The sequence below is a fragment of the Sphingomonas sp. FARSPH genome (assembly GCF_003355005.1).
GTDB lineage: Bacteria > Pseudomonadota > Alphaproteobacteria > Sphingomonadales > Sphingomonadaceae > Sphingomonas.
On the sequence record NZ_CP029985.1, the window covers coordinates 767,002 to 793,043 of the forward strand.

Consider the following 26,042-nt stretch of genomic DNA (forward strand, 5'->3'; position numbering starts at 1 on the left):
CGCGGTCCCCTCTGCGGCGAGCGGCAACGCGCGAGCCTCTTCCCCTGCGTTTGCGGCTTGGTGGACCCCGGACCAAGTCCGGGGTGACGAAGCATGTTGGGCAAGCAGCTGCCCGGCCAACGAAGCAACCCCCGGCACCGCGGGGGCGATGACGGGGATGCCTGCGTCGTCACAGCTTCACGCGCACCCCGCCATAGGCCGCGCGGCCGTAGGTGCCGTATTCGGCGACCGCCTGATACCGTTCGTCGGTGACGTTATCGATGCGGCCATAGATAGAGAAGCGATCCCCCAGCGGCAATTCGGCGCGGACCGAGGCGAGCGCGTAGCCGTCGAGCGCCACGCGGTCGCCGTAGCTGTCGACGTCGACGCTGTCACCGACGATCTGCACCGTGCCGCCGATGCCAAGGCCGAAGGGCAGGCGATAATCGATGACGAACGCTGCCGTCTGCTTGGGCCGGCGCAGCAGGTCGGTGCGGAAGGCGGCGCCCGGCGTGCGGTTCTCGCTGTCGATATACGATACGTTCGCCGACACGGTCAGCGCATCGACGGGCCTGAGGCCGATCGCGAACTCGACCCCTTGCGCGCGGGTGCGCTGGATGTTGTCGTAGACGCCGAACGGCCGGTTGACGCAGATCGAGCCGGCATTCGCCTGTTCGGCGCGCGAACAGCCGCGGAAGTTGATCTGATTGCGCGTGTCGCGGTGGAAATACGTCGCGCCCAACGTCGCGCGCCCGGCGAGCAGGGTCTGCTGGATACCGAGATCGTAGTTGGTCGCGGTTTCGGGGTCGAGGCGCGTATTCCCGTACGGGCTGTACAATTGATACAGGGTCGGCGCCTTGAACCCTTCGCCATAGCTGGCGCGCAGCACGGTGCCCGTCGCCAGCGCCAGCGCGGCGTCCGCACCGAACGTGGTGTGGTTGCCGAACGTGTCGTGGTCGTCGTTGCGCACGCCGCCGGTGATCGTCAGCACCTGCACCGGCTTTACGATCAGTTCGCCATAGACGGACGTGATGCCGACCGAGCGGCGAAGGCTGGCGTCGCGGTAGCGGCTGGTTTCATGCTCGACGCCGCCGACGACGCGGACCTGGTCGATCGGCTGATAATCGCCCTGATATTCGTAGCGTTCCGACCGGCCGCGGAAGGGCGAGGGCGTCGCGCCGGGCCGCGCATAGGTGTCGCGGTTGATGTCGGCGATCGTGAAGCCGATGCGGTTGCGGAACGTGCCGAAATTGGCGTGGACGCCGGCATAGCCGTACAGCTCGTTCGCGGTCGAATAGCTGGGATCGTCGGCGAAGATGTAGAGCGGCGCGGGATAGCCGTCGGTCTCGGTCCTGCTGTTCGCCCAATAGCCGCGCAGGTCGATGCCGACGCCGTCGGTGAGGGCGACGCCGACGCGGCCCGTCGCGCCATATTGGCGATAGCCGTCGCGCTCCGTGCCGATCGCCGCCGACGAGATGCCGTCGCTGCGCAGATAGCCGCCGGTCAGCGCGGCGGACACCGCGCCGCTGCGACCCGACAGGCCGCCCTGCGCATAGAGCGTGTCGGCATAGCCGTATTCGACGCTGCCGCGCGCCGCGAGGCGATCGGTCGGCTCTTCGGTGATGACGTTGACGACGCCGCCGATCGCCTGGCTGCCCCAGGGGACGGAATTGGGGCCGCGCAACACCTCGATCCGCGCGACGCTGGCGGACAGCAGGTTCGCAAAGTCGAAGCCGCCGCCGGGCGAGGACGGATCGTTGACGCGCACGCCGTCGATCACGACCAGGGTCTGTTCCGCCTCCGCGCCGCGCAGCCGCACGCCGGTGAAGCCGCCGAGGCTGCCGTTGCGCGTTACGGTGACGCCGGGGGTGGTCGAAAGCAGGTCGGCGACCGAGACGGTCTGGCGGCGGTCGATCTCGTCGCGGGTGACGACGGTCACCGCCTGGCCGACCTCGGTGGCGGGCTGCGCGACGCGCGCGGCGGTGACGATGACGTCGTCGCTCTTGTCGGCGGCGGGCGCCACCTGCGCCGTCGTAGGCGCGGCAAAGGCCACGGCGAGCGCGCACGCGCCGGCGGCGGTCAGAAAACGGGCAGCAGTCATTCCATCCACATCCTTCGTGTCCCGCGCGCGACCATTCGCACGCGGCGGATGTCGTTCGCTCACGAAGGTCCCCCCTTCGGCTGTCCGGCACACCCCGTCCGCACAGTGGATCGACGGTGAAGGGCAGGTCTCCTGGCTCCCGGGTCGTCGCATGTCCCTCCGCCTTCCCGGGCTTTACGCCCAGTGGCATCGTGGAGGGACCGCTATCCGGTCACAGTTGCGGGGGCAGCGCCGGGCTTGCGTTCGCACGAACGCGCACCGGACTTCCCTTTTCACCCCGTCTCCGGGGACCATTCACGGTTTCGGCCTTTACGGGCGCACGGAGCCCCGCGTCAATGCGGCTGCAGTGCCTTGCCCGCGCGCCCGGCGAGTTCGACGACATATTGCCATGCGACGCGCCCCGACCGGCTGCCGCGCCGCGTCGCCCATTGCACCGCGTCCGATGCGTCGAAAGGCAGATCGTACGCATCGGCATAGCCGCGCACGATCGCCAGATAACCGTCCTGGTCGACGACGTGGAAGCCGAGGCTGAGCCCGAAGCGGTCGGCGAGCGCGAGCTGGTCGTCGATACTGTCGCGCGGATTGATCGCGCTCGCCTGTTCGGCGATGTCGCGGACGATCAGGTGGCGGCGGTTGGAGGTGACGATCAGCCGCGTGTTGGCGGGCCGCGCCTCCGCCCCCCCTTCGAGCAGCGAGCGCAGGATGCGCGCGTCCGCCGCCACGTCGAAGCCGATGTCGTCGAGGAAGACGGCGAAGGCGCGCGGCTGGGCCGCGAGCGCGGCGAACAGCGCGGGCAGGTCGGCGAGGCGATCGGCGGCGACCTCGACCAGCGCGATGGCCGCGGACGCGGCCTGCAGATCGCCGACCGCGGCCTTGACCAACGCCGACTTGCCCGTGCCGCGCGCGCCCCAGAGCAACACGTCCTGCGCGGCATGCCCGCCGGCGAGGCGGGTCAGGTTGGCGACCAGCGCGGCCTTCTGCGCATCGACGCCATGCAGCATCGCGAGCGGCAGCGGCGCAAAGGCGCGCGCCGCCGCGAGCGCGCCGTCGCGCCAGACATAGGCGGGATGCGCTAGCGGGTCCGCCGCGGGCGCGGGCGGCGGGGACAGCCGCTCGAGCGCGGCAGCGATGCGGTCGAGGGGATCGGCCATGGCAGGGCGATAGAGCAAGTCGCCGGGAATCTGAACCGGGCGAAGGCCCTTTTCGACCAAGGGTGTTCCTGCGAACGCAGGAACCCAGAGCCCCATAGGCTATCGCGTTCGGCCCTGGGCTCCTGCGTTCGCAGGAGCACGGACGTTCCCCGTTGGTGCCGGGCCATGGCGAAGCGCCGTTCTTCTGAACGACGCGAAATGGCGACGGGCCGGCCGCTTAGCCCAGAATGCGGCGGGCGTGGTCCGCGATCACCGGGTCGGTGGGGGCGAGCGACCGGGCCTTGACCGCAAGCTGGCGCGCGCCATCGGCATCCCCCGCCGCAGCGAGCGCGTGCGCATAGGCGTCGCACACGCCCGCGTTCATCGGCGCGAGGCGATAGGCGGCGCGGGCATAAAGCCGCGCGACGTCGCCATCGCCGGACGCCGCATAGGCGGCGGCGAGGTCGGCGAGCAGTCCTGCGTCACGGTTGCCGGCGAGGCGGCGCACCGCCTCCAGCGTCTCGATCGCGGCATCGGCGTCGCCGCTCGCCACCTGCCAATGGCCGAGCAGGCGCAGGCCGACGAGGCTCTGCGGATTCTGCTGGAGATACAGCGACAGCGCCGCCGCCGCGGCGCGAGGGTTCCCGGCGCGGCCCCAGGCATCGACGACGCGCAGCATCGTCGGCTCGTCGAAGGCAAGGTCGGCGGCACGCGCATAGACGGGCGCGGCTTCCGCATAGCGGCCGCCGATCGCCAGCGCGTCGCCGAGCGCGAGCAGCGGTGCGGGCGCGCCCGGCGCCTGCGCGACGAGGGCGCGGGCGCGCGCGACCGCGCCGGCAACATCGCCCGCGGTCAGCTGCGCGCGGAGGACGCCGAGCACGTAATTGGGATCGTCGGGCGCGGCGGCGGCATCGGCGACGCGCGCGGCGACGCCCTGATCGCTGGCGAAGACCCCGGACGCGCCGCGCGGGCCGTTCGCCGCGCGATCGAGCAACATCGCCGCGCTCGCGCGGTCGCCGGTCCGCTCGTGCGCGCGCGCGGCGATGGTCAACGAATAGGTGTCGGCGTCCGCCCGCGCGACGACGGGCGCCAGCATCGCGATCGCGCCGGGCGCATCGCCCGACCGGAGCAACGCAGCGGCGAGCAGGCGACGCATCGCGACGTTGAGCGGCTGGCCGGTGGCGACCTGCCGCCACGCGTCGATCGCGCGTTCGTAGCGACCGCCGCTGTAATCGAGCGCGCCCGCGACGAGCGCCGCACCGGACAGGCCCGATTGCGCCCCGCCCGCCTTCTGCAACAGGTCGCGGGCAAGCTCGCCGCGCCCGGCGCGGGTCGCCAGCACCGCCTGCAGGTAGAGCGGCGGCGCGCTGCCCGGCCGCGCGGCGAGCGCGCGGCGGCTCGCCGCCAGCATGTCGCGATAACGACCGGCATCGCCCAGCGCCGCGGCATAATCGACCAGCGCGGGGTAAAAATAGGCGTCGCGCTTCAGCGCCGCCTCGAACCAGGGCAACGCCGCGACGAGGCCGTAGCGCGTCCGCGTCAGCTGCGCGACGAGCGTCAGCGCCACGGGATCGCCGGGACGCAGACGCAGTGCGCGCGCGCTCGCCGCCGTGGCGGCGGCGATCTCGCCCGCGCCGAGGCGGATCTGGCCGAGGTCGGCCCACGCTTCGCCATCGTCGGGATGCGTCGCCAGCCAGCCATCGAGCAGCGCGACGCCCTCGCCCGGATCGCCCTGTAACGCCAGCGCACGGGCGCGGGCGCGCACCGAAAGGGCGTCGCCGGGCACCGCAGGCGCAGCGGCGACATTGGTGTAATCGCCCTGAAGCAGCCGCGCCGCGGCGAGATGCCCGGCAAGGCCCGGCGCGCCGGCGGCGCGCGCACGGCTGAGCGCACCCTCCGCCGCGCGCCCGTCGTCGAGACGCAGATAGGCGTCCGCGAGCAGCAGTTGCGCCGGCACCGATTGCGGCGTCGCGCGCAATACGGTGATCGCATGGTTGCGCGCGGCACTGTAATTGCCCAGCGCATAGGCGGCGCGCGCATCCGCCATCGATCGCGCCGGGTCGATCCGCGCCGGCTGGCGCAGCAGCAACAGCGCGACACCCGCCAGGATCGCGACGAGCAGCGCGAGCGCGATCAGTCGCCGCGCCCGCGGGCCGATCCGCGGGCCATGGCCGCGCTTGCGCCGGCGCGGTCGCATCATCGGATAGACGGCCTCAGCCATTCAGGTCGTAGCTCTTGAGCAGGTCGTACAACGTCGGGCGGCTGACCCCGAGCAGGCGCGAGGCGCCCGAAATGTTGCCCTCCGCCTGCGCAAGCGCGAGGCGGATGGCGCGGCGGTCCGCCGCCTCGCGCACCGAGCGCAAGTTGAGCGGCAGCGGTTCGTCGGCGGGCGCGGCGAGATCGAGGTCGGCGGCAGTCACCTGCTTGCCATCGGCCATGATGACCGCGCGCTTCACCCGGTTTTCCAGCTCGCGGACGTTGCCGGGCCATGGCCAGGCGGCGATCGCCGCGACCGCATCGGGGGCGAGCCCGGTGACGGCGAGCTTCATCGCCGCGGCATGGCGCCGGACGAACTGGCGCGCGAGCAGCAACGCATCGCCCGGCCGCTCCGCCAGCGTCGGAATACGCACGACGATCTCGGCGAGCCTGTAATACAGGTCGTCGCGGAACGTCGCCGCCGCGATCATCGCATCGAGATCGCGGTGCGTCGCGCAGACGACGCGCGTGTCGACGGGGATCGGCTTGCGCCCGCCGATCCGCTCGATCGTCCGCTCCTGCAGAAAACGCAGCAGCTTGACCTGCAGCGGCAGCGGCACGTCGCCGATCTCGTCGAGGAACAATGTGCCCCCCGCCGCCATCTCGATCTTGCCGATCGTCGTCTTCACCGCCCCCGTGAACGCGCCCTTTTCGTGGCCGAACAGCTCGCTTTCCAGCAACGTCTCGGGGATGGCGGCGCAATTGATCGCGACGAACGCGCCCCCGGCGCGCGGCGAGGCATCGTGCAGCCCGCGCGCGAGCAATTCCTTGCCCGTGCCGCTCGCGCCGAGCAGCAGGACGGAGACGTCGGCGGGTGCGACGCGTTCGACGGTGCGCACGACGCGCGCCATTTCGTCGGAGGCGTAGAGCAGGCCGCCGAAGTTGCCGGCGCCGCCTTCCGCACGCCGTGCGAGCCGGCGGTTCTCCGCCTCCAGCGCCTGGACGTGGAACGCGCGCGCGACGATCAGGCCGAGCGCGTCGATATCGATCGGCTTGGCGTAGAAATCCCAGGCGCCGCGATCGATCGCCGCCAGTGCGCTGTCGCGCGCGCCATGGCCCGACGCGACGATGACCTTGGTATCGGGCTTGGCGGCAAGGATGTCGGCGAGCAGCGCGAACCCCTCGCTCGTCCCGTCGGGATCGGGCGGCAGGCCGAGGTCCAGCGTCACGACCGCCGGCGCATGGCTGCGCAGCGCCTCCATCGCCTCGCTCCGCGTCGCCGCGGTGACGACCGTATAGCCGTCATAAGCCCAGCGCAGCTGGCGCTGGAGCGCGAGGTCGTCCTCGACGACCAACAGCACGGGGAGCGGCGCGGTCATCATGTCGTCGCCCGCGCTCATGCCGCCGCCTCCCATGCGCCCGCCGCGGGCAAGGTGACGGTGAAACAACTGCCCTCGCCCTCGCGGCTGGTGACCGCGATCGTGCCGTCCATCGCCGCGGCGAGCTGGCGCGCCTCATACGCGCCGATGCCGAACCCACCCGGCTTGGACGAGGCGAAGGGGCGGAACAGGCCGTCGCGCACGAAGGCAGGGCTCATCCCGCATCCCCGGTCGGCGACGGCGATCGTCACGCGGCCCTGGTCTTCGGCGACCGTGATCGTCACGGGCGCGTCCGCGGCGCTCGCCTCGACCGCATTTTGGACGAGATGGTCGAGCAGTTGCTCGAGCCGGGCCGGATGCGCGCGCGCGACGCCGCGCCCGCGCGCCTCGACCGGATGCTGCGCGCGGCGGCGCTGGACGATGCGCGCCGCCAGCGCGCCGGCATCGACCGGCTGGGCGGGTTCGGGCGGCGTCAGGTGATGCTGCGACAGGCGGGACAGAAGCGCGTTCATGCGGGCGGCAGAATCCTGAAGCGTCGCGATCATGTCGGCGCGGAAGGCGGGATTGTCGGCATGCCGTTCGGCGTTGCGCGCGACCAGACTGACGCCGCTGACCAGATTTTTGATGTCATGCAGGATGAACGCGAAGCGCCGATTGAACTCGTCGAACCGTGCCGCCTCGGCCAGCGCAGCGTGCGCGCGTTCTTCCGCCAGATAGCCGGCCGCCTGCCGTCCGGCGATGCGCAACAGGTCGAGATCCTCCCAGTCTAGCGCTCGGTCGACGGGCGGGCGGGCGAGCAGGACCGCACCGACCAGTTCGCGCCCGTGGAGCAGCGGCACGAGCGCCCAGGCGTCGGCGCAGGCCCGCATCCAGTCGGGAACGACGCCGCGTTCCTCGGCGGGCGCATCGCCGCTGCGAATCTGATCGAGCGCGACGATGCGTTCACTCGCGCACAGATAGTCCGCAAGCGCAGCGTCTGCGTCGCCCGCGACGGTCCAGTTCCACGCCATCTCCTGCGCCAGCGCTTCTCCCGTCACGACGAGCAGCAGGCCGCCGGGCGAATCGGTGAGATCGGCGAGCGCGCGCACCACGCGCCGGCCGAGCGGCTCGCCGCCCGGATCGCCGAGCCGCGCGGCGAAGCGCTGCCACGCGACGCGATAATCGTAACGGTGGCGGAAAAAGTGCTTGGCGAGCTTCACCTTCGCCCAGCCGCGCAGCCAGGGCGCCGACAGGATCGTACCGAGCGCGGCGGTGGCGCCGCAGATGATCGCGGTTTCCACGATCCGGGCGTGTCGCCCCGCAAAGCCATCCGCGACGTGGATGAGCGCTGCGGTGAGAGCGACGTAGAGAACGACCGCGAAACCCGACAACAGCCGCAGCGCGCCGCCGTGCGACACCGCCAGCGTCCGTTCGCTGGCGAGCGCGACGGGCAGCATCAGCGCCGCCACCGCGACCATCGCGAAACCGCGAAGCGCGACCATGCCGTCCAGCCAGCTTTCCGCGCCGGTGGCAACGACGCCGAGCGACAGGTCCAACGTCCACATGCCCACGAGCCCGACGACGAGCAGCATCGGCGTCGCGCGCGTCCGCGCCGCGACCTTCGTCGCATATTGGTGGACGAGCATCAGGCCGAGCAGGGCACCCAGCGTGCGCGCGGCGAGCCACACGCCCTGCACCGCCGCCGCGACATCGGCATCGAGCGGCAAGGTGGTGAGCAGGGCGAGGACGACGACGCCGACATTGACTCCGGCCGCAACCAGGTAGAGCGCGGTGAGCGCGACGTTGCCGGCGCGCGCGCGGCGCACCAATTGCCACAGCAGAGCGAGCCAGGCGACATTGCGCAGGCTTTCGGCGAGTGTCGTCACTGGCGCGTGCGCCGCGATCCCCGCGACCGCGAGCGCCCAGCAGGCGGTCAGGCCGAGCGCGACGGCGAGCCCGATCCGCACGGCGAGCGCGGCCGGCCCACGCGCCACCGCCACCGCGAGCAGCCCGAAGGCGAGCGCCGCGATCGCATGGCCCCACAGGATCAGCGCGAACGTCATCGCCTCAGCGCGCGCCCGTCGGCCACAACACGACGCGCAACGTCTGGAGCAGGATCAGCAGGTCGAGGAAGGGCGAGTAGTTCTTGGCATAATACAGGTCGTATTCGAGCTTGTGCCGCGCATCCTCGATCGACGCGCCATAGGGGTAATTGATCTGCGCCCAGCCGGTGATCCCCGGTTTCACCATATGCCGTTCGGCATAAAAGGGCAGCTGTTCCTCGAGCTGCGCGACGAACTGCGGGCGTTCGGGACGCGGGCCGACGAAGCTCATCTCGCCTTTCAGCACCGTCCAGGTCTGCGGCAATTCGTCGATGCGCACCTTGCGGATGAAGCGGCCGATGCGCGTGATGCGCGGATCGTCCTTTTCCGCCCATACCGCTTGGCCGGCGACTTCGGCATCCTGGCGCATCGAGCGCAACTTCAGGATCTCGAACGGCTGGTTGTACAGCCCGACGCGCCGCTGGCGGTAAAAGGCGGGGCCGCGCGATTCGAGCTTGATCGCGACCGCGGCGGCGACGATCACCGGCAGTGTCAGCACGAGCAGCAACAGGCTGGCGGCGACGTCGAACGCGCGCTTGACGACGCCCGACACCATCCGTCCCGACGAGAAGCCGTCGGAAAAGATCAGCCACGATGGATTGACCGAATTGAGATCGATGCGCCCCGTCTCGCGCTCGAGGAAGGTCGAAATCTCGCTGACCGCGACGCCCGTGGTGCGCACGCGCAGCAGATCCTTGAGCGGGAGCGCGTTGCGCCGTTCCTCGAGCGCCAGCACGACCTCGGTCGCATTGCGGTCGATGACGTGCGCGGCAAGGTTGGGGATGTCGCCGCGCGGGATCGCATCGTCGACCGCCACGCCCGGCTCGCCCATCGCGACATAGCCCGCGACGACGACATTGGAGCCGGGGCGCGCGGCGAGCGCGCCGATCCGCGCCGCACGCTGGCCCGCCCCAAGGACGATGATCCGCCGCTTGAACGTGTCGCTGCCCAGTGTCCGCCCGAGCAGGGCGCGAACCGCGAGCAGCAGGACGATCGCGATGATCATCGCGTAGAACAGGTTCGACCGCCACAAGGTGAGCGCGGGGACGAGGAAGAAGATCAGCGACAGGAACAGCACGCCGAGCGCGATCGCCACCGCCAGCCGCGCCGCGGCGAAGCGCAGCGACAGGAAGGAGGCGACGCCATAGGCGCCGACCGAGACGAGCGCGATCTGCAGCGCCGCGACGAAGCTGAGCAATTGTGGAATGCGCGTCGCGATCGATCCGGGCGCCATCGCGATCTGGTGCGCGCGGATGACCCACCCCGCCTCCGCCGCGACGAACAGCAGCACCGCGTCGACCAAGCCGAGCAGCAGCACGGCTTGGGGAATATAATGTTTGAACAGTCGGATCATCGACCGATCCCCTTCATCGGCAGCCCCGCGGGCCTTGATGTAAGATTTTCCGACACGCAACCCGATTGACAGCGAAAGACAAAGATTTGCTGAACATCGCGCCGCGGCACCGGTGCCGGGAACAGGATCGCATCGATGGTTGTTTCGGTTTCGCATCTGTTTCGCTAGAGATGCGCCTCCCAGGGAGACCATAACCTTTATGACTATCGTACCCGTGATCCTCTCCGGAGGATCGGGCACTCGCCTGTGGCCGATGTCGCGCCCGGAAATGCCCAAGCAGCTGCTCGCCCTGACGGCGGAAGAGACGATGCTGCAGCTGACCGCGAAACGGGCGCATGGCGAGGGATTCGCCGCGCCGATCGTCGTCGCCAATGCCGCGCACGCCCGCGACATCGAAGCGCAGCTCGAAGCCGCCGGCGTCAAGCCGCAGGCGGTGATCCTGGAGCCCGCCGCGCGCAACACCGCGCCCGCCATTGCGCTCGGTGCGCTGGCGGCTGAGGGCGAGGATGCGCTGCTGGTGATGCCGTCAGACCATGTCATTCACGACGTCGCCGCCTTTCACGCCGCGATCGAGGCGGCGATGCCGCTGGTCGCGGAAGGGTGGCTGGTGACGTTCGGCATCACGCCCGATGCGCCCGAGACGGGCTATGGCTGGATCCAGGTCGGCGACGAGGTCGGCCACGGCGTGCACCGCGTCGCGCGCTTCGTCGAGAAGCCGCCGCGCGACCGTGCCGAGGCGATGCTGGCGAGCGGCGACCATGCGTGGAACGGCGGCATCTTCCTGTTCCGCGCCGACATCTTCCTGGGCGAACTCAGCCAGCATGCTCCCGCGATGCTCGACGCCGCCAGGGATGCGATGGACAAAGCGAAGCGCGAGCGGATGTGCGTGTGGCCCGATGCGGACGCCTTCGCCGCCTCGCCGTCCGATTCGATCGACTATGCGGTGATGGAAAAGGCGAAGCGCGTCGCGGTCGTCCCCGTCGCGATGGGGTGGAGCGATGTCGGCAGCTGGGACGCGCTGCACGCGATCAGCGAGGCGGACGCGAACGGCAACGTCCATCGCGGCGAGGTGCTGGCGATCGACACGAAGAACTGCCTGCTGCGCTCCGACGGCCTGCGCATCGCGGCAGTCGGCGTCGAGGATTTGATCGTCGTCGCGAGCGGCAACGACGTCCTCGTCCTGCCGCGCGGCCGCAGCCAGGAGGTCAAGAAGTTGATCGAGGCGATGAAGCAGCGGGACACGCCCGCGGCAGGATGACCCGCACGCCGTCGAGCGTCGTCACCCCGACGCCCGGCGGCGCAGACTCCGCGGCGAGCAGGACGTAGAACCGGCCACACGGCAGACGTCCGGCGCGGAACGCGGCCAGATCGCGCGCCGCGCGCACCTGCGTCGCGATCGAGGTACGGGCCGCATAGACGGCACGCACCGGCTTGCCCGCGGAGACTGCGCGCCAGGCGACCTCCTGGAACAGCTGAAGGTCGCGCGTCGGGTCGGCGGGCAGCACCGCGATGTCGCGCGCGCCGTCGATTGCCACCCCCCATCGCGGGTCGCGGGTGCGGATGAAGCTTTCGGTCCCGCCGTCGCTCAGCGTTCGCAGCGCGGTGACCATGCCCGACAAGTCCGCGAGCTGGAGCACAAGCGAGGCGACGAGCACCGGCCCGGCGCGTCGCCCCAACCGGCAGGTCGCAATGATGCCGGCCAGCACCAGCGCATAGGCGACGGGCCAGAACAGCCGCCCGGACGCCCGGACCATGTCGAGCAACGGCGCGACGATCGGCGGCAGCGCGAACCGCGGCAGGCGGTGACCGGCAACATCGGGATAATTGCTGATCGCGAGCAGGGTCAGCGCGGCGAAGGCCGGCGCGAGCCGTAGCAGCCGCCGGTGCAGATCGCGCTCGGCCGCGCCACGCGGGTCCCGGACAGCGACCACCACGGCGACGGCGAGCATCGCGAGCAGCCCGGCGCCGAGATACTGGAACCCCTCGAACCCACGCCCCTCGCGCTGGGCGACGGCGGGGAGCAGCATCGAGAAGGACGCGTTGCCGGGATTGACCAATGCATCCAGCGGCATCGCGAAGGCACCGTAATTGCCCGCCAGCGCGTAATGCCCACCCGCACCCATCCACCAGGCGAGCCCCGCGACCATCGCCAGTGCGGCGACGACGCCCGCCGCGATCCGCCCCCGTGCCCTGCCTTGCGCCGCAACACCGCGCGCCAGCGTCGCACATGCCCACAACGCGCCGACCATGACGAGCAGATAGCTGTGCACCAGCGCGGTCACCGCCAGCAGCGGCAGCCACCAGCGCGCGTGCCCGCGCCGCGGTTCGAGATGCAGCCACAGCGCCGCCAGGATCAGCCAGTGCGCGAACAGATTGGCGTGGACGATCCGGTTGAACAAAGTCGGCAGCAGGCAGAGCAGCGCCGTCCCCGCCCATAACGCCAGCCCGCCCGGCGCATGGCGGCGCAACAGCGCGTGCGCGAACCAGGCCTGCAGCGCGAGGCAGAGCAGGAACCACCATCCGACGAACTGCGCATCCGCGGGCAGCAGCCTCGCAAGCGGATGCGTCAGCAGGCCGATCAGCGGGTTGCTGTCGGTGAACAGCAGCGGCACGCCCTCCGGCGCGTTGAGCAATGTCGTGCGCAGGCTCCATCCCGCCGCGGCATCGTGCAGATAGGCGTGCAGGCCGAGCGCATTCTCGCCATTGTCGCTGCCGCGGATCAGCCAGCCGATGTGCCGCGGATCAAGGATCGCGAGATGGAAGAACAGCGTGAACAGCGCCGCCGGGATCAGCGCGAACGGCAGGATGGCAAGGGCACGGCGCACGCCCAGGACGCTAGCCGCCTTCCGCTTCCGGAATGGTTAACGCCTGATCAGCGCGTCAGTACCCACGTCCAGAGCCCGGCAAGGCCGAGCAACGCGATCAGCATCTGGCGCGGGCGCAGCGCCGCGAAATAGGCGGGCGCATCGCCATGCAGCGCCGCCCGCCGGTCGAGCAGCGCGACGAGCGCATAGCCCACCAGCAGCGGGATCAGCGCGAGCACCGGCGGCGCGATGACGAGCGACAGGCCGGCGAGGACGAAATAGCCCAGGCTGCTGGCGATCGATGCCGCCTTCGATGCCGCGGGAAAGCCGAAACCGAACCCCCGCCGCACCCCGGCGATGAAGATCAGGATCATCGCCGCCCACAATATCCCCAGCTGTAGCGACCAGAGCGGCCATGGCGGCGGCAGCACCCACACGCCGATCGCGGCGGCAAGCGTCGGCAGCATTGGTCCATAGCCGAGCACGAGGCTGTCGGCGGGTGGAGCTTGGCGGGTGGCGTCGTGGCTCATCGCGTGCGGTAACGTCGGGGATGAGGAGCGGGTTGCCGCTGCCCTTCGCGGCAAAACGGGGCATGCCGCCCGCCCGGTCGCCACGTCCGCGAAGCTGGAGCAGGATAACGGCGATTCGATTCGTCATTGCGAGCACAGCGAAGCATTCCAGAGCCGGACCAGGACGCCCTGGAATGCTTCGCTGCGCGCGCAATGACGCGCTTGGTCGGATTTGCGGTCATCCCGTTTCGGGCGATGATCGAACCTACGCCGCGACATCATGGCCGGATCACGCGCCCGGGCTCAGATCACGAAAAAGGGATTACGAAAAAAGGGCCGGCGGATCGCTCCGTCGGCCCCTTTTCTCTGGCTCGGCGGGCAGTGGCAAAGCCACTGCCTGGACGTCGGACGTGTCTGGCGGCGTCGCCGCCAGCACGCCGGCCGATCTGATTTCGTGTCCGGGGCAGCTCTCGCTGCCCCGGTCCGAAATCAGAAGTCCATGCCGCCCATGCCGCCGCCGGGCATCGCCGGCATCGCGGGCTTGTCGTCCGGCAGCTCGGCCACGGTGGCTTCCGTGGTGATGAGCAGGCCGGCGACCGACGCCGCATTCTGCAGCGCGGTGCGCACGACCTTGGTCGGGTCGATCACGCCGGCCGAAACCAGATTCTCATACTGGTCGGTCGCCGCGTTGAAGCCGAACGACGTGTCCGACTGGTCGAGCAGCTTACCCGACACGACGGCGCCATCGTGGCCGGCATTCTGCGCGATCTGGCGGACGAGCGAGGTCAGCGACTTGCGGACGATATCGACGCCGCGGGTTTGGTCGTCGTTCTCGCCCTTCAGGCCGTCGAGCGCCTTCGTGCCGTACAGCAGCGCGGTGCCACCGCCCGGAACAATGCCTTCCTCGACCGCAGCGCGGGTCGCATGCAGCGCGTCGTCGACGCGGTCCTTGCGCTCCTTCACCTCGACCTCGGTCGCACCACCGACCTTGATGACCGCAACGCCGCCGGCGAGCTTGGCGAGACGCTCCTGCAGCTTCTCGCGGTCGTAGTCGCTGGTGGTGTTCTCGATCTGCGCACGGATCGCCTCGGTACGGCCCTTGATCGCGTCGGCGTTGCCGGCGCCATCGACGATGGTCGTGTTGTCCTTGTCGATCGTGACGCGCTTGGCGGTGCCGAGCATGCCGACGGTGACGTTTTCGAGCTTGATGCCGAGGTCTTCGCTGATCAGCTCACCGGCGGTGAGGATCGCGATGTCTTCCAGCATCGCCTTGCGGCGGTCGCCGAAGCCAGGCGCCTTGACCGCTGCGACCTTCAGGCCGCCGCGCAGCTTGTTGACCACGAGCGTGGCGAGCGCCTCGCCCTCGATGTCCTCGGCGATGATGAGCAGCGGGCGACCCGACTGGACGACGGCTTCCAGGATCGGGAGCATCGCCTGCAGGTTCGACAGCTTCTTCTCGTGGATCAGGATGTACGGGTCGTTCAGTTCGACCGTCATCTTCTCCGGATTGGTGATGAAGTAGGGCGACAGATAGCCGCGGTCGAACTGCATGCCCTCGACGACGTCGAGCTCGAATTCGAGGCCCTTGGCCTCCTCGACGGTGATGACGCCTTCCTTGCCGACCTTCTCCATCGCTTCCGCGATCTTCTCGCCGACTTCACGGTCACCGTTGGCGGAGATGATGCCGACCTGCGCGACTTCCGACGAACCCGAGACGGGCTTGGAACGCGCCTTGACGTCCTCGACGACCTTGGTGACGGCAAGATCGATGCCGCGCTTCAGGTCCATCGGGTTCATGCCGGCGGCGACCGACTTCATGCCTTCGCGCACGATCGCCTGGGCGAGAACGGTCGCGGTGGTGGTGCCGTCACCGGCGATGTCGTTGGTTTTCGAGGCCACTTCGCGCACCATCTGCGCGCCCATGTTCTCGAACTTGTCCTTCAGCTCGATTTCCTTGGCGACCGACACACCGTCCTTGGTGATGCGGGGCGCGCCGAAGCTCTTGTCGATCACGACGTTGCGGCCCTTCGGCCCCAGCGTGACCTTCACCGCGTCGGCGAGGATGTCGACGCCGCGCAGGATGCGCTCACGGGCGTCGCGCGAAAACTTTACTTCCTTGGCTGCCATGTGACTGCCCTTTCTAGAATGTGGAAAGTCTCAAAAGTCGCACCCTTTGCATGCATGCGCCGGGTGGTTGGCGAAGGCTGGATCAGCCGACGATCCCGAGGATGTCGGATTCCTTCATGATGAGGAGATCCTCACCGTCGACCTTGACCTCGGTGCCCGACCACTTGCCGAACAGGATGCGGTCGCCGGCCTTGACGTCGAGCGGCGACACTTCGCCCTTCTCGTTCTTGGCACCGGCGCCGGCGGCGACCACTTCGCCTTCCTGCGGCTTTTCCTTGGCGGTGTCGGGAATGATGATCCCGCCTGCGGTCTTCTCCTCGGCCTCGACGCGGCGAACGAGGACGCGGTCGTGCAACGGACGGAAGTTCATTGCGGATACCCTCTTTAGGTTGTGTGACACTTTTCTGGCACTCCCATGAGGCGAGTGCCAACGGAGGCGGATATGTGCCCGCCCATGGGAGAGGTCAAGAGAGTCGGCGGCCCAATTTTTCGTCTGCGGGTCGACCCGTCGCAGCGATCGCCTCGGTCCGTCGCACGCCGCAGCGCAGCAAGAAAACGTAACGCCAAAATCATGGAGCGTTGCGACGCTTCGCCTATTTCACCCCCTGCACGATCCGTAACCGCAACGACAAGGGTGAACCGATGAACCGCAACGACAACGAGACGCGCGACCGTCGCAGCACGCCGTCCGATCGCCAGCCCAACTGGACGTCGGCGCTCGTGCTCGCCTTCGGGCTGCTGGCGCTCGCCTTCCTCGTCGCGATCGACCGGCCCGGCTGGTGGCAGATCAAGCCGGCGACGGGCACGGCGGCGGCGATGTCCTATGCCGCGGAGAAGCCGTCGCGCGGGTGACCCTTCAATATCCTCCCCGCCTGCTGAGAGGCGGACCAGCGAAGCTGGTGGAGGGGACCTCCAATAGCGCTGCCTTGTGGGGAGAGCCCCCTCCACCACGCCTTCGGCGCGGTCCCCCTCACTTTGCAAGGGAGGACAGCACGGCTTCTGTATTGTCTCGATAATACGGACGATTGCCTCTTGCGTTGCGCTGCTCTAGCTCTGCGGATCACGAGAGCGAGGAGCATGACGTGAAGCTGGTTCGGGGTGCCTGGAAGCTGCTGGTGGCGATCAAGGACGGGCTCGTCCTCGTCGCGATGCTGCTGTTCTTCGGCCTGTTGTTCGCCGCGCTCAACGCCCGGCCGGGGTCGAAGCCGATCCGCGCGGGCGCCTTGGTGCTCGACCTCGACGGCCCGATCGTCGAGCAACCCGAAACGCCGAGCGCGTTCGCGATGCTGTCGGGCGGCGGGGAGAGCGTGCCGCATCAATATCGCCTGCGCGACGTCGTGCGCAGCATCGATGCCGCGCGCACCGACGACCGCGTCAAGGCGCTGGTGCTCGATCTCGACAAGTTCGGCGGCGGCTATCCCGCGACGCTCAACGAGGTCGCCGACGCGATCCGCCGCTTCCGCGACGGCGGCAAGCCGGTGCTCGCTTATGCGACCGCCTATACCGACGCCGGCTATCGCCTCGCCGCCAACGCCAGCGAGGTGTGGGTCAATCCGCTCGGCGGCACGATCTTCACCGGGCCGGGCGGCAATGCGCTCTATTACAAGGGCTTGATCGACAAGCTGGGCGTCAACGTCCACGTCTATCGCGTCGGCAAGTTCAAGAGCTTCGTCGAACCCTATACCCGCGCCGACCAGAGTCCCGACGCCAAGGCGGCGAGTCAGGCGCTGTACGGCGCCTTGTTCGGCCAGTGGCAGGAGGCGATCGCCAAGGCGCGGCCCAAGGCGAACATCCGCGCCTTCCTGGCGCAGCCCGACCAGCTGATCACCGCGACCGGCGGCGACATCGCGAAGGCGAATCTCGCCGCCGGGATCGTCGACAAGCTGGGCGACCGCGTCGCCTTCGGCCAGCGCGTCGCGCAGATCGCTGGCGTCGACGCCAAGCGGCCGCTGGGCAGCTACACCGCCATCCCCTTCGACAATTGGGTCGATGCGCATCCGCTGCCGCGTACCGGCGATGCGATCGGCATCGTGACGATCGCCGGCGACATCGTCGATGGCGAGGGCGGCCCGGGCAGCGCGCACGGCGACACGATCGCCAAGGCGATCCTGAACGGCCTCGCCAAGAAGGACCTGAAGGCGCTGGTCGTGCGCGTCGATTCGCCCGGCGGATCGGTGCTGGCGTCCGAACGCATCCGCCTCGCCATCCTCGCAGCGAAGAAGAAGGGGCTGCCCGTCGTCGTGTCGATGGGCGGCCTCGCCGCGTCGGGCGGCTATTGGGTGTCGACGCCGGGCGACGTCATCTTCGCCGAACCCGCGACGATCACCGGATCGATCGGCATCTTCGGCATCATCCCGAGTTTCGAGGCGAGCCTCGCCAAGATCGGCGTGACCAGCGACGGCGTGAAGACGACGCCGCTGTCGGGCCAGCCCGACGTCACCGGCGGCTTCACCCCGATGCTCGACACGATCCTGCAGGCGGGGATCGAGAACGGCTATCGCAACTTCCTGATGCGCGTCGCGCAGTCGCGGCACATGACGCCCGCACGCGTCGACCAGATCGCGCAGGGGCGCGTGTGGGAAGGCGGCACCGCGCGCCAGATCAACCTGGTCGACCGGTTCGGCACGCTGAACGACGCGGTCGCCGAGGCGGCGAAGCGCGCCAAGCTGGATCCGACGAAGGTCCATGCCGAATATCTGGAAAAGGCGCCGGGTTTCGCCGCGACGCTCGCCGCGTCGCTGAAGCGCGACAATGACGATGATGCCGACGCCGCGGGCGGCGACGTGTTCGCGCGGATCGCGGCGGAGCGGCGCGCGACCTTCGCGCGCGCGCTGGGCGATGCGCGGCGGCTGGCCACGTCGGGGTCAGTGCAGGCGCGCTGCCTCGAATGCGGCGGCCTCGCCCCGGCGGCGGCGACGCCCGCCGACGCGCGACTGGTCGACATGGTGCTGGCGAAACTGGGGCTCGGCGGCTGGTGATCGCGCTACGCGCGGCGACGGGCGAGGACGCAGCTGCGATCGCGGCGGTCTACGCGCCGCACGTCCTCGCCGGCACGGTGTCGTTCGAGGAGGAAGCGCCCGACGCGCGCGCGATGCGCGGTCGCATGGCGGCGGGGCACGGCCTCTATCCGTGGATCGTCGCGACGATGGCGGATCCTGGCGAGGACGCTGAGGCGGGGGTGATGGGCTATGCCTATGCCGGCGAATTTTCCGGGCGCCGCGCCTATCGCTGGGCGGTGGAGACGACGATATATGTCGCCGACGTCGCGCAGCGGCAGGGGATCGGACGTCTGCTCTATGCCGGCCTGATCGCGACATTGCGCGCGCAGGGGTTCACGCAGGCGATCGGCCGCATCGCCCTGCCCAACGACCGGTCGATCGCGCTGCACGAGGCGGTCGGCTTCCGCCGCGCGGGCGTGTTCCGCGAGGTCGGCTACAAGCATGGTCAGTGGATCGACGTCGGCTATTGGCAGCGCGAACTCTCCGAACCCGGCGTGCCCCCCGCCGAGCCGCGCACCTTCGCCGACGTCGGCGTCGTTAGGGGGTAAACGACGCCTTGCGCGCGGCGCGCTCGCGCGGCACAAGGTGCGCGATGACCGGCATGATGACCCTGCGAATTACCGGGCGGCGACTTGGCGCCGGCGGTGTCGCCGTGTCCGCGCGTCGCCGCCTGCCCTAGCAGCCCCTCGCGCGTCATCGTCGCCCGGATCGTCGGGCCCGGCACGCGAGGGTTCGCTCCTCGCGCCGAAAGTTTGGATCATGACCGTTTGCCTGCCGATGCGCGCCGCGCATCACCCTGCCCCTGCGCCCGGCCTGCACCGCGCCACGACGACATTGGTCGGCGTCACCACGTCCTGCCCGTCCGGGCTGATGCGTGTGCTCGACGCGGTCCTCGTCACCGGCGGCGTGCCGACCCAGATCGCCGTCCGCCGCGCCGCCGCATCGTTCCGGTTTAGCGTCGTCGTCGCCGACAGCGCGGCCTCGCCGGATCGCTTGCGCAATCGCATCGCGCAGATCGTCGGCGTGCGCGTCGTCGCCGCGCGCGCCTAGCGCCGGCCGCGATAGGCCGGCAGGCCGAGGTGCCAGTGAATCGCCGCCGCGCGCAGGCCGAAGCCGGCGAGCGCGGCGATCGTGGCGGCGGGCGCGCTGGGCATGCCGGCGAGATCGAGCGCGACATAGCTTGCCGACGCCAGCGCGGCGGCAGTGACGTACAGTTCGGGGCGCATCAGGATCGACGGCTCGCCCGCCAGCACGTCGCGAATGATGCCGCCGACGCAGGCGGTGACGACGCCCATCACCGCGGCGGGGATCGGCGGGATGCCGTAACCGATCGCCTTTGCCGCGCCATAGACCGCATAGGCCGCGAGCCCGACCGCGTCGAACCAGGCGAGCGCGCTGTCGCGCCACCAGCGTTCCGGCGTCAGCCAGATCACCGCCGCGACCGTCAGGCAGACGCTCGCGGCGCGCGCATCGTGCACCCAGAATACCGGCGCGCCGATCAGCAGGTCGCGCACCGTCCCGCCGCCGACGCCGGTGATGAGCGCGAAGAAGGCGAGCGTCACCGCGGTCTGCGCGCGCTTTGCCGCCGCGAGTGCGCCCGAGGCGGCAAATACGGCGAGCCCGGCGACGTCGAACCAGGGTGCGAAGGCGGGAAGCAGCAAGGCCGTGGGCGTCAGCATCGCCGCCCCGCCTAGCCCATGCGCGCGGCGAATTGTACCGCCGTCACGGGTTTCGGCCCTGCGCCGGGGCCGCGGTCAGAAGCGGTGGCCGATCACCAGATTGGCCATCGGGTTGATCGGGCTGTCGATCGCGTTGCGGTCCGCGCGGGTCTGGCGGGCGGCGTTGGCGACGTCGTTGTACGCGCGCCCCTTCATCGCCCCGACTTCGAACCCGATGCTGGTGTCGGCATCGATCCGGTCGGTATAGCCCATCGTCAGCGCCGGCGCGCGACGCATGCTGGTCTTCATGCCGGGGATGTTGAGGCGGCGCTGGCTGGGCAGGATGCCGCGCATCGCGGTTTCCGACGGCCCCATCGCCCGCGGGTTGAACATCTTGGTGCCCGCGGACAGGTGGAACCCGTGGTCACCCGCGGGGTAGAAATCGACCATCTGCCCGGCGAGGCGAGCGTGGAACATGTCGCGCGATTCCACAGGCCCGGATTGCACGGTCACGCGCAGGCTGAGCTTGTTGGTCAGCCGCGCCGAGCGTTCCACCGATCCACCGACCGCGATCGGCGCGAGCGACAGGTGCAGTGGGCCGCGCGGCGATGGCGCGGCGGACGGCGGCAGGAAGGGCAGGATGGGGATGGCCGCGCCCGCGACGGCGACGGACGAAGGCGCCGCGGTATCGGCGGCGCGCGCGGGTGCGGGTTGCGCGACCGTCGCTCCTGCGACCCCCAGACCTGCCACCGCCGCGATCCACCCCAACCGACGCATGTGTTCTCCCGCCACAGCGATATCGTGCCGCGCGGCGTTTTCCCGTCGCCGTGCGCTCGCTGTATACTCCAGACGTCGCGCGACCGATCAAAGCGCAATTGTGGCATCGCTGTCATGCGACGAACCGTTGCAAATCGCCGACAAGACGATGGAACAGCGTAATGTCTGGTCAACCAGAACCAGGACCGGTAAGGGCGCAGCCTTTCCCGTCCCTTATCGAACAGAGCATATCTTCATGGGTTTCCGCTGCGGCATCGTGGGCCTGCCCAACGTCGGCAAGTCCACCCTCTTCAACGCGCTGACCGAGACCGCTGCGGCGCAGGCGGCGAACTATCCGTTCTGCACGATCGAGCCGAATGTCGGCAACGTCGCGGTGCCCGATCCGCGCCTGTACGAGCTGGCGAAGATCGCCGGCTCGGCGAAGATCATCGAGACGCAGCTCGCCTTCGTCGACATCGCCGGCCTCGTCCGCGGCGCGTCGAAGGGCGAGGGCCTGGGCAACCAATTCCTCGGCAACATCCGCGAGGTCGACGCGATCGTCCATGTGCTGCGCTGTTTCGAGGACGGCGACGTGACCCACGTCGAGGGCAAGGTCGATCCGATCGCCGATGCCGAGACGGTCGAGACCGAGCTGATGCTATCCGACCTCGAGAGCCTGGAAAAGCGCGTCCCCGCGCTCGTCAAGAAGGGGCAGCAGGGCGACAAGGAAGCCAAAATCGGCGCCGCGGTGCTCGGCCAGGCGCTCGACCTGCTGCGCGAGGGCAAGCCGGCGCGCCTGACCCAGCCCAAGGATGCCGAGGAGGCGCGCGTCTTCGCGCAGGCGCAGCTGATTACCGCCAAGCCCGTCCTCTACGTCTGCAACGTCGAGGAAGCGAACGCCGCGACCGGCAATGCGCATTCGGCGCGCGTGTTCGAAAAGGCCGCGGCCGAGGGCGCGGAGGCGGTCGTCGTCTCCGCCGCGATCGAGGCCGAGATCGCAACGATGGCACCGGAGGACCGCGGCGAGTTCCTCAGCGAACTGGGCCTGACCGAAACCGGCCTCGCCCGCGTCATCCGCGCCGGCTACAAGCTCCTCCACCTCCTCACCTTCTTCACCGTCGGGCCGAAGGAGGCGCGCGCCTGGACCGTCCACGCCGGCGCCAAGGCGCCGAACGCGGCGGGCGAGATCCACACCGATTTCGAACGCGGCTTCATCCGCGCCGAAACGATCGCCTATGACGATTACGTCAAGTTCGGCGGCGAGAGCGGTGCACGCGATGCCGGCAAGCTGCGCCAGGAAGGCAAGGAATACGTCGTCCACGACGGCGACGTGATGCTGTTCCGCTTCAACGTGTGATCCGGGTGACAGCGCCGCGGCGCGACGGTAGGATCGGCCCATGGCCCCGTTGCTCCTCCTGCGCGCCGTCCCGGCACTGAACCGCGACATGCCGCAGTCGCGGATCCGGGACCGTGGCGTGCGGGTTCTAGGCGGCGATGCGATCGCCGACGTTTATCGAGTGTTTTGGCGCTGATCGGCCGGCGTGCCTTGCGGACCGGCATGACGATCCGGCTGTTGCTCGCGCTGCTCGCGGCGGCCCTCGCGCTGCCCGCCGTCGCGCCCGCGGCCTGTCATGACGCGGCGCAACCCGCGCCGTCGGCGCATCATGCGACGATGCCCGGTCACCCCGCCCCGCACGGCGACGCGGAGGCGGTCCACGGCTGCATCGGTTGCATCCCGCCGAGCGACTGGCTGCGCGCGCCCGTCGTCGCGGCGATCCGCGTCGCGCCGCCGGTACGTGTCGCGCGCGTGACGACGCTGGATATCGGGCGGGGATCGCCGCCCGCCCTGCCCCCTCCGCGACGCGGATGAGCCGTGCGGGGTCGCGACGCCCCCACGCCCTCGATCCCGATCATCGCGAAGAGAGACAGAAATGACAGCCCAATATTTGCTCGCGGCGCTCGCCGCGGGCACGAGCGCGCCCGTCGCGGCGCAGGACCATCCGCCTATGCCGGGCATGGCGATGCCTGCGCCGCCGGCCACCCCGAAGAGCGACCAAGTCCCCCTCCCGCCTGCGGGAGGGGTTAGGGGAGGGCCTGGAATGAATGCACCGCACGGTCATACCGGTCAGGCCCACCCCCGCCCCCTCCCACCTGCGAAAAGGGAGGCTGGCACACGCGGCATGGATCATGGCGGCATGGCCGATATGCCTATGGACCACGGCATGCCCGGCATGGCGATGAGCCCCTTCACCGCGCCCGCCGCCGATCGCGATGCCGCCGCCGATGCGCTCGCCAAGGCACCACGCGGTGCGCCGCCCGCGACGATGACGATGGGCGCGGGGGGCGGCTGGTACCAGATGGGTAGCGGCACCAGCCGTCTGCCCGCCGGCGAGGGGCCGATGCGCGGCGCGATGATCCATGCCGGCAACTGGATGCTGATGGTGCACGGTTACGCCTGGGGCGTCGCGACGCGGCAGGGCGGCCCGCGCGGCGGCGACGATGCCTTCATCGGATCGATGGCGATGCTGATGGCGGATCGCGATCTGGGCGACGCGCTCCACCTGCAGCTGCGCGGCATGGGGAGCCTCGAGCCGCTGATGGGGCCGCGTGGCTATGCGAACCTGTTTGCGACCGGCGAACTCGCCAACGGCCGCCCTCTCGTCGACCGCCAGCATCCGCACGATGCGTTCATGGAGCTTTCCGCACGGCTCGACGCGCGGATCGGCGGCGATGCCACCGCCTTCGTCTATGCCGCCCCCGTCGGCGAGCCGGCGCTGGGGCCGAGCGCGTTCATGCACCGCGCCTCCGCACGCTATCTGCCGATGGCGCCGATCACCCATCATTGGTTCGATTCGACGCATATCACGTACGGCGTCGTCACTGCGGGTTATGCGGGGCCGCGCCTGCAGATCGAGGCGTCGGCCTTTCGCGGGCGCGAACCCGACGAGCATCGCTGGGACATCGAAACGCCAAGGCTCGATTCGTGGAGCGTGCGCGGAACGTGGACGCCCTCACCCTTCTGGGCCGTGCAGGTCAGCCACGGCCGGCTGCACAGTCCGGAGGTGCAGCATGCCGACGAGGACGAGGCGCGCACCACCGCCAGCGTCGCTTATGCGCGAGGCGGGCTGGCGCTCACCGGCGCCTGGTCGCGCAAGAAAAGGCTGCCGGGCGCCGCGCTCACCGCATGGCTGGGCGAGGCGACGTTGGAGATCGACCGGCATCATGCCGTGTTCGGCCGCATCGAAAATGTCGCGAACGACGAACTGTTTCCCGACGATGCCGACCCGCGCCACGACATCGCCTATCGCATCACCAAGGTGGAGGCCGGCTACGCCTATCGCCTGCCGATCACCGGGCCGCTGGGCGTCGCGCTGGGCGGCACCGTCGCGGCGTACGGCCGGCCGCGCGCGATCGCCAACGTTTACGGCAAGCCGGTGAGCGGCACGGTGTTCGCGAAGTTTGCGGTGGGGCTGTAAGCGCGGTTGCCTTCTCCCGGCGGCGTAGCGGCCTGCCGTAGCGGCGGGTTGCCGGGCAGGGCGGGACGGGGCCGGGAGAAGGCAGCGCATCTGCCCTTCCGCCCGTCGCGGCGTACGGCTAGGGATCGCGCAGTCCGCTCGTCCTTTCGGGAAACGTCCGCGCCATGAAGCCGCTCGCCCTTGCCGCCCCGCTCCTCCTGCTGGCCGGATGCGGTCTGCCGGCGACGCCGCCGGCGCTGTCGCCCGCGACGCAACCCGCCCCCGCCGGGTCGACCGTCGCGCTGCCCACGGCGACACCGCGCAGCGCCGTGCCGGTGCGCGCCGATGCGCCGGTCACGATCCTCGTCTCGATCGACGGCTTCCGCCCCGATTACCTCGACCGCGGCGTTACGCCCAATCTGGGCGCGCTCGCCAGCGGCGGCGTACGGGCGGCGATGCGACCGTCCTTCCCCTCGATCACCTTTCCCAATCACTGGACCTTGGTGACGGGCAAGGTGCCCGACCGTAACGGGATCGTCAGCAACAAGATGGAGGATCCGCGCAGGCCCGGCGAAACCTTCACCATGGCGAGCGACGATCCCTTCTGGTGGGACGAGGCGGAGCCGATCTGGGTGACCGCCGAACGGGCGGGCATCCGCACCGCGACGATGTTCTGGCCGGGCGCCAACGTCGGCTGGGGCGGCACCCCCTCGCCGCATGGGCATGGCGAGGTGGACGGCGCGACCCGGCCGGAGGATTGGCAGCAGTTCAATCAGGCGGTGACGCCGGCACAGCGCGTCGACGCGGTAATCGACTGGCTGCGCCGGCCCGCCGCGACGCGGCCGCGCTTCGTCACGCTCTATTTCGACACGGTCGACACCGCGGGCCATCGTTATGGCCCGGCGGCACCCGAGACGACGCAGGCGGTGGCGACGATCGATACGCAGATCGGGCGGCTCGTCGCCGGGCTCGCGACGCTGGGTCTGCGCGCCAATCTGGTGATCGTCGCCGACCACGGCATGGCGGCGACGGATAGCGTGCGCACGATCGCGATGGACCGCGTCGCGAACCCCGCCGACTATCGTCTGTTCGACACCGGGCCGTTCGCGACGCTCTTTCCCGTACCGGGGCATGAGGCCGCGCTGGAGGCGGTGCTGCTCAAACCGCACGATCATCTGCAATGCTGGCGCAAGAGCGCGATTCCGGCGCGTTTCCGATACGGCACCAACCCGCGCATTCCGCCCTATCTGTGTCTGGCGGAAACCGGCTGGCTGATCCTGAAGAGCGCGCCGACCAAGGCCGTCGACGGCGGCGCGCACGGCTACGACAATCGTGCACCCGACATGGCGGCGCTGTTCATCGCCAACGGCCCGGCCTTCGCGTCGGGCAAGACGCTGGCGAGCTTCGACAACACCGATGTCGCGCCGTTGCTGCGCGACCTGATCGGGCTGCCCGCCGGCGCCGGCCTCGATGGCGACGCCGCGCCGTTCCGAACGGTGTTACGGCGATAGGAG

At 69.9% G+C, this 26,042-nt stretch carries 22 protein-coding genes and 1 riboswitch; of the genes, 10 read left to right on the forward strand and 12 right to left on the reverse strand.

Features of this window, described 5'->3' with window-relative positions; genetic code table 11:
• Nucleotides 1-169: 169 nt before the first annotated feature.
• From DM480_RS03850 to DM480_RS03875, 6 genes are all read right to left on the reverse strand, one after another.
• A complete protein-coding gene (locus DM480_RS03850) occupies nucleotides 170-2,080 on the reverse strand; it encodes a TonB-dependent receptor plug domain-containing protein (RefSeq protein ID WP_115377647.1) in 1,911 nt (636 codons plus the stop codon).
• 105 nt (nucleotides 2,081-2,185) lie between these two features.
• A riboswitch (cobalamin riboswitch) is annotated at nucleotides 2,186-2,390 on the reverse strand.
• A gap of 22 nt (nucleotides 2,391-2,412) precedes the next feature.
• The gene (locus tag DM480_RS03855; RefSeq protein ID WP_115380763.1) at nucleotides 2,413-3,231 is read right to left on the reverse strand and encodes a DUF815 domain-containing protein; all 819 of its coding nucleotides are present in this window, start codon (nucleotides 3,229-3,231) and stop codon (nucleotides 2,413-2,415) included.
• A gap of 217 nt (nucleotides 3,232-3,448) precedes the next feature.
• On the reverse strand, nucleotides 3,449-5,431 hold the full coding sequence (locus tag DM480_RS03860; protein ID WP_115377648.1) for a tetratricopeptide repeat protein: 1,983 nt from the start codon (nucleotides 5,429-5,431) through the stop codon (nucleotides 3,449-3,451).
• Nucleotides 5,424-6,785 (reverse strand): PEP-CTERM-box response regulator transcription factor, encoded by a 1,362-nt coding sequence (gene prsR / locus DM480_RS03865; protein WP_115380765.1) that lies wholly within the window; start codon nucleotides 6,783-6,785, stop codon nucleotides 5,424-5,426. The genes DM480_RS03860 and prsR overlap by 8 nt, the downstream gene beginning before the upstream one ends.
• Nucleotides 6,786-6,802: 17 nt before the next feature.
• Nucleotides 6,803-8,827 (reverse strand): XrtA/PEP-CTERM system histidine kinase PrsK, encoded by a 2,025-nt coding sequence (gene prsK, locus DM480_RS03870; protein WP_115377649.1) that lies wholly within the window; start codon nucleotides 8,825-8,827, stop codon nucleotides 6,803-6,805.
• A gap of 4 nt (nucleotides 8,828-8,831) precedes the next feature.
• Complete coding sequence (locus tag DM480_RS03875; RefSeq protein ID WP_115377650.1) at nucleotides 8,832-10,220, reverse strand: TIGR03013 family XrtA/PEP-CTERM system glycosyltransferase; 1,389 nt, start codon at nucleotides 10,218-10,220, stop codon at nucleotides 8,832-8,834.
• A 199-nt stretch (nucleotides 10,221-10,419) separates the two neighbouring features.
• Between DM480_RS03875 and DM480_RS03880 the strand changes: the two genes are divergently transcribed.
• Nucleotides 10,420-11,478 (forward strand): mannose-1-phosphate guanylyltransferase/mannose-6-phosphate isomerase, encoded by a 1,059-nt coding sequence (locus tag DM480_RS03880; RefSeq protein ID WP_115377651.1) that lies wholly within the window; start codon nucleotides 10,420-10,422, stop codon nucleotides 11,476-11,478.
• Here the strand turns inward: DM480_RS03880 and DM480_RS03885 are convergent.
• From DM480_RS03885 to groES, 4 genes are all read right to left on the reverse strand, one after another.
• Nucleotides 11,426-13,045, reverse strand: a complete 1,620-nt coding sequence (locus DM480_RS03885) for a DUF6311 domain-containing protein (RefSeq protein ID WP_115377652.1) — start codon at nucleotides 13,043-13,045, stop codon at nucleotides 11,426-11,428. The two genes, DM480_RS03880 and DM480_RS03885, sit on opposite strands and share 53 nt — an antisense overlap.
• Nucleotides 13,046-13,092: 47 nt before the next feature.
• A complete protein-coding gene (locus tag DM480_RS03890; protein WP_115377653.1) occupies nucleotides 13,093-13,554 on the reverse strand; it encodes a DUF3429 domain-containing protein in 462 nt (153 codons plus the stop codon).
• Nucleotides 13,555-14,022: 468 nt separating this feature from the next.
• Nucleotides 14,023-15,660 (reverse strand): chaperonin GroEL, encoded by a 1,638-nt coding sequence (gene groL / locus DM480_RS03895; RefSeq protein WP_115377655.1) that lies wholly within the window; start codon nucleotides 15,658-15,660, stop codon nucleotides 14,023-14,025.
• An 82-nt stretch (nucleotides 15,661-15,742) separates the two neighbouring features.
• On the reverse strand, nucleotides 15,743-16,030 hold the full coding sequence (gene groES, locus DM480_RS03900) for a co-chaperone GroES (RefSeq protein WP_115377657.1): 288 nt from the start codon (nucleotides 16,028-16,030) through the stop codon (nucleotides 15,743-15,745).
• Nucleotides 16,031-16,239: 209 nt separating this feature from the next.
• Here groES and DM480_RS03905 point away from each other — a divergent pair, with 209 nt between their 5' ends.
• From DM480_RS03905 to DM480_RS03920, 4 genes are all read left to right on the forward strand, one after another.
• Nucleotides 16,240-16,512: a hypothetical protein gene (locus DM480_RS03905; RefSeq protein WP_115377659.1), complete on the forward strand. Its 273-nt coding sequence runs from the start codon at nucleotides 16,240-16,242 to the stop codon at nucleotides 16,510-16,512.
• 230 nt (nucleotides 16,513-16,742) lie between these two features.
• Nucleotides 16,743-18,638 (forward strand): signal peptide peptidase SppA, encoded by a 1,896-nt coding sequence (gene sppA, locus DM480_RS03910; protein ID WP_115377661.1) that lies wholly within the window; start codon nucleotides 16,743-16,745, stop codon nucleotides 18,636-18,638.
• A complete protein-coding gene (locus DM480_RS03915; RefSeq protein WP_115377663.1) occupies nucleotides 18,635-19,207 on the forward strand; it encodes a GNAT family N-acetyltransferase in 573 nt (190 codons plus the stop codon). The genes sppA and DM480_RS03915 overlap by 4 nt, the downstream gene beginning before the upstream one ends.
• Nucleotides 19,208-19,418: 211 nt before the next feature.
• Nucleotides 19,419-19,709, forward strand: coding sequence for a hypothetical protein (locus DM480_RS03920; protein ID WP_125471463.1), 291 nt, complete (start codon nucleotides 19,419-19,421; stop codon nucleotides 19,707-19,709).
• On the opposite strand, the gene DM480_RS03925 is transcribed toward DM480_RS03920, so the two are convergent.
• Nucleotides 19,706-20,338 (reverse strand): trimeric intracellular cation channel family protein, encoded by a 633-nt coding sequence (locus DM480_RS03925; RefSeq protein ID WP_115377666.1) that lies wholly within the window; start codon nucleotides 20,336-20,338, stop codon nucleotides 19,706-19,708. The genes DM480_RS03920 and DM480_RS03925 overlap by 4 nt on opposite strands.
• Nucleotides 20,339-20,413: 75 nt before the next feature.
• A complete protein-coding gene (locus DM480_RS03930) occupies nucleotides 20,414-21,094 on the reverse strand; it encodes a hypothetical protein (RefSeq protein WP_115377668.1) in 681 nt (226 codons plus the stop codon).
• 235 nt (nucleotides 21,095-21,329) lie between these two features.
• On the opposite strand from DM480_RS03930, the gene ychF reads away from it, so the two are divergent.
• The 5 genes from ychF to DM480_RS03950 all read left to right on the forward strand — a co-directional run bounded on the left by ychF (nucleotide 21,330) and on the right by DM480_RS03950 (nucleotide 26,039).
• The gene (ychF, locus tag DM480_RS03935) at nucleotides 21,330-22,430 is read left to right on the forward strand and encodes a redox-regulated ATPase YchF (RefSeq protein ID WP_115377670.1); all 1,101 of its coding nucleotides are present in this window, start codon (nucleotides 21,330-21,332) and stop codon (nucleotides 22,428-22,430) included.
• A gap of 40 nt (nucleotides 22,431-22,470) precedes the next feature.
• The gene (locus tag DM480_RS18690) at nucleotides 22,471-22,605 is read left to right on the forward strand and encodes a hypothetical protein (RefSeq protein WP_269801932.1); all 135 of its coding nucleotides are present in this window, start codon (nucleotides 22,471-22,473) and stop codon (nucleotides 22,603-22,605) included.
• Between the two features lie 26 nt (nucleotides 22,606-22,631).
• Nucleotides 22,632-22,943, forward strand: a complete 312-nt coding sequence (locus DM480_RS03940; protein WP_125471465.1) for a hypothetical protein — start codon at nucleotides 22,632-22,634, stop codon at nucleotides 22,941-22,943.
• Nucleotides 22,944-23,268: 325 nt separating this feature from the next.
• The gene (locus tag DM480_RS03945) at nucleotides 23,269-24,549 is read left to right on the forward strand and encodes a hypothetical protein (protein ID WP_232834110.1); all 1,281 of its coding nucleotides are present in this window, start codon (nucleotides 23,269-23,271) and stop codon (nucleotides 24,547-24,549) included.
• Between the two features lie 164 nt (nucleotides 24,550-24,713).
• A complete protein-coding gene (locus DM480_RS03950; protein ID WP_115377676.1) occupies nucleotides 24,714-26,039 on the forward strand; it encodes an alkaline phosphatase family protein in 1,326 nt (441 codons plus the stop codon).
• Nucleotides 26,040-26,042: the final 3 nt, after the last annotated feature.

Coding starts and splice junctions, on each gene's coding strand:
- DM480_RS03930 (WP_115377668.1), bottom strand. CDS start 21,094: ATGCGTCGGTTGGGGTGGATCGCGGCGGTGGCAGGTCTGGGGGTCGCA.
- DM480_RS03855 (WP_115380763.1), bottom strand. CDS start 3,231: ATGGCCGATCCCCTCGACCGCATCGCTGCCGCGCTCGAGCGGCTGTCC.
- prsK (WP_115377649.1), bottom strand. CDS start 8,827: ATGACGTTCGCGCTGATCCTGTGGGGCCATGCGATCGCGGCGCTCGCC.
- DM480_RS03890 (WP_115377653.1), bottom strand. CDS start 13,554: ATGAGCCACGACGCCACCCGCCAAGCTCCACCCGCCGACAGCCTCGTG.
- prsR (WP_115380765.1), bottom strand. CDS start 6,785: ATGACCGCGCCGCTCCCCGTGCTGTTGGTCGTCGAGGACGACCTCGCG.
- DM480_RS03950 (WP_115377676.1), top strand. CDS start 24,714: ATGAAGCCGCTCGCCCTTGCCGCCCCGCTCCTCCTGCTGGCCGGATGC.
- DM480_RS03945 (WP_232834110.1), top strand. CDS start 23,269: ATGGCCGATATGCCTATGGACCACGGCATGCCCGGCATGGCGATGAGC.
- DM480_RS03875 (WP_115377650.1), bottom strand. CDS start 10,220: ATGATCCGACTGTTCAAACATTATATTCCCCAAGCCGTGCTGCTGCTC.
- DM480_RS03940 (WP_125471465.1), top strand. CDS start 22,632: ATGACGATCCGGCTGTTGCTCGCGCTGCTCGCGGCGGCCCTCGCGCTG.
- ychF (WP_115377670.1), top strand. CDS start 21,330: ATGGGTTTCCGCTGCGGCATCGTGGGCCTGCCCAACGTCGGCAAGTCC.
- DM480_RS03860 (WP_115377648.1), bottom strand. CDS start 5,431: ATGGCTGAGGCCGTCTATCCGATGATGCGACCGCGCCGGCGCAAGCGC.
- groL (WP_115377655.1), bottom strand. CDS start 15,660: ATGGCAGCCAAGGAAGTAAAGTTTTCGCGCGACGCCCGTGAGCGCATC.
- DM480_RS18690 (WP_269801932.1), top strand. CDS start 22,471: ATGGCCCCGTTGCTCCTCCTGCGCGCCGTCCCGGCACTGAACCGCGAC.
- DM480_RS03850 (WP_115377647.1), bottom strand. CDS start 2,080: ATGACTGCTGCCCGTTTTCTGACCGCCGCCGGCGCGTGCGCGCTCGCC.
- DM480_RS03920 (WP_125471463.1), top strand. CDS start 19,419: ATGACCGTTTGCCTGCCGATGCGCGCCGCGCATCACCCTGCCCCTGCG.
- groES (WP_115377657.1), bottom strand. CDS start 16,030: ATGAACTTCCGTCCGTTGCACGACCGCGTCCTCGTTCGCCGCGTCGAG.
- DM480_RS03925 (WP_115377666.1), bottom strand. CDS start 20,338: ATGCTGACGCCCACGGCCTTGCTGCTTCCCGCCTTCGCACCCTGGTTC.
- DM480_RS03880 (WP_115377651.1), top strand. CDS start 10,420: ATGACTATCGTACCCGTGATCCTCTCCGGAGGATCGGGCACTCGCCTG.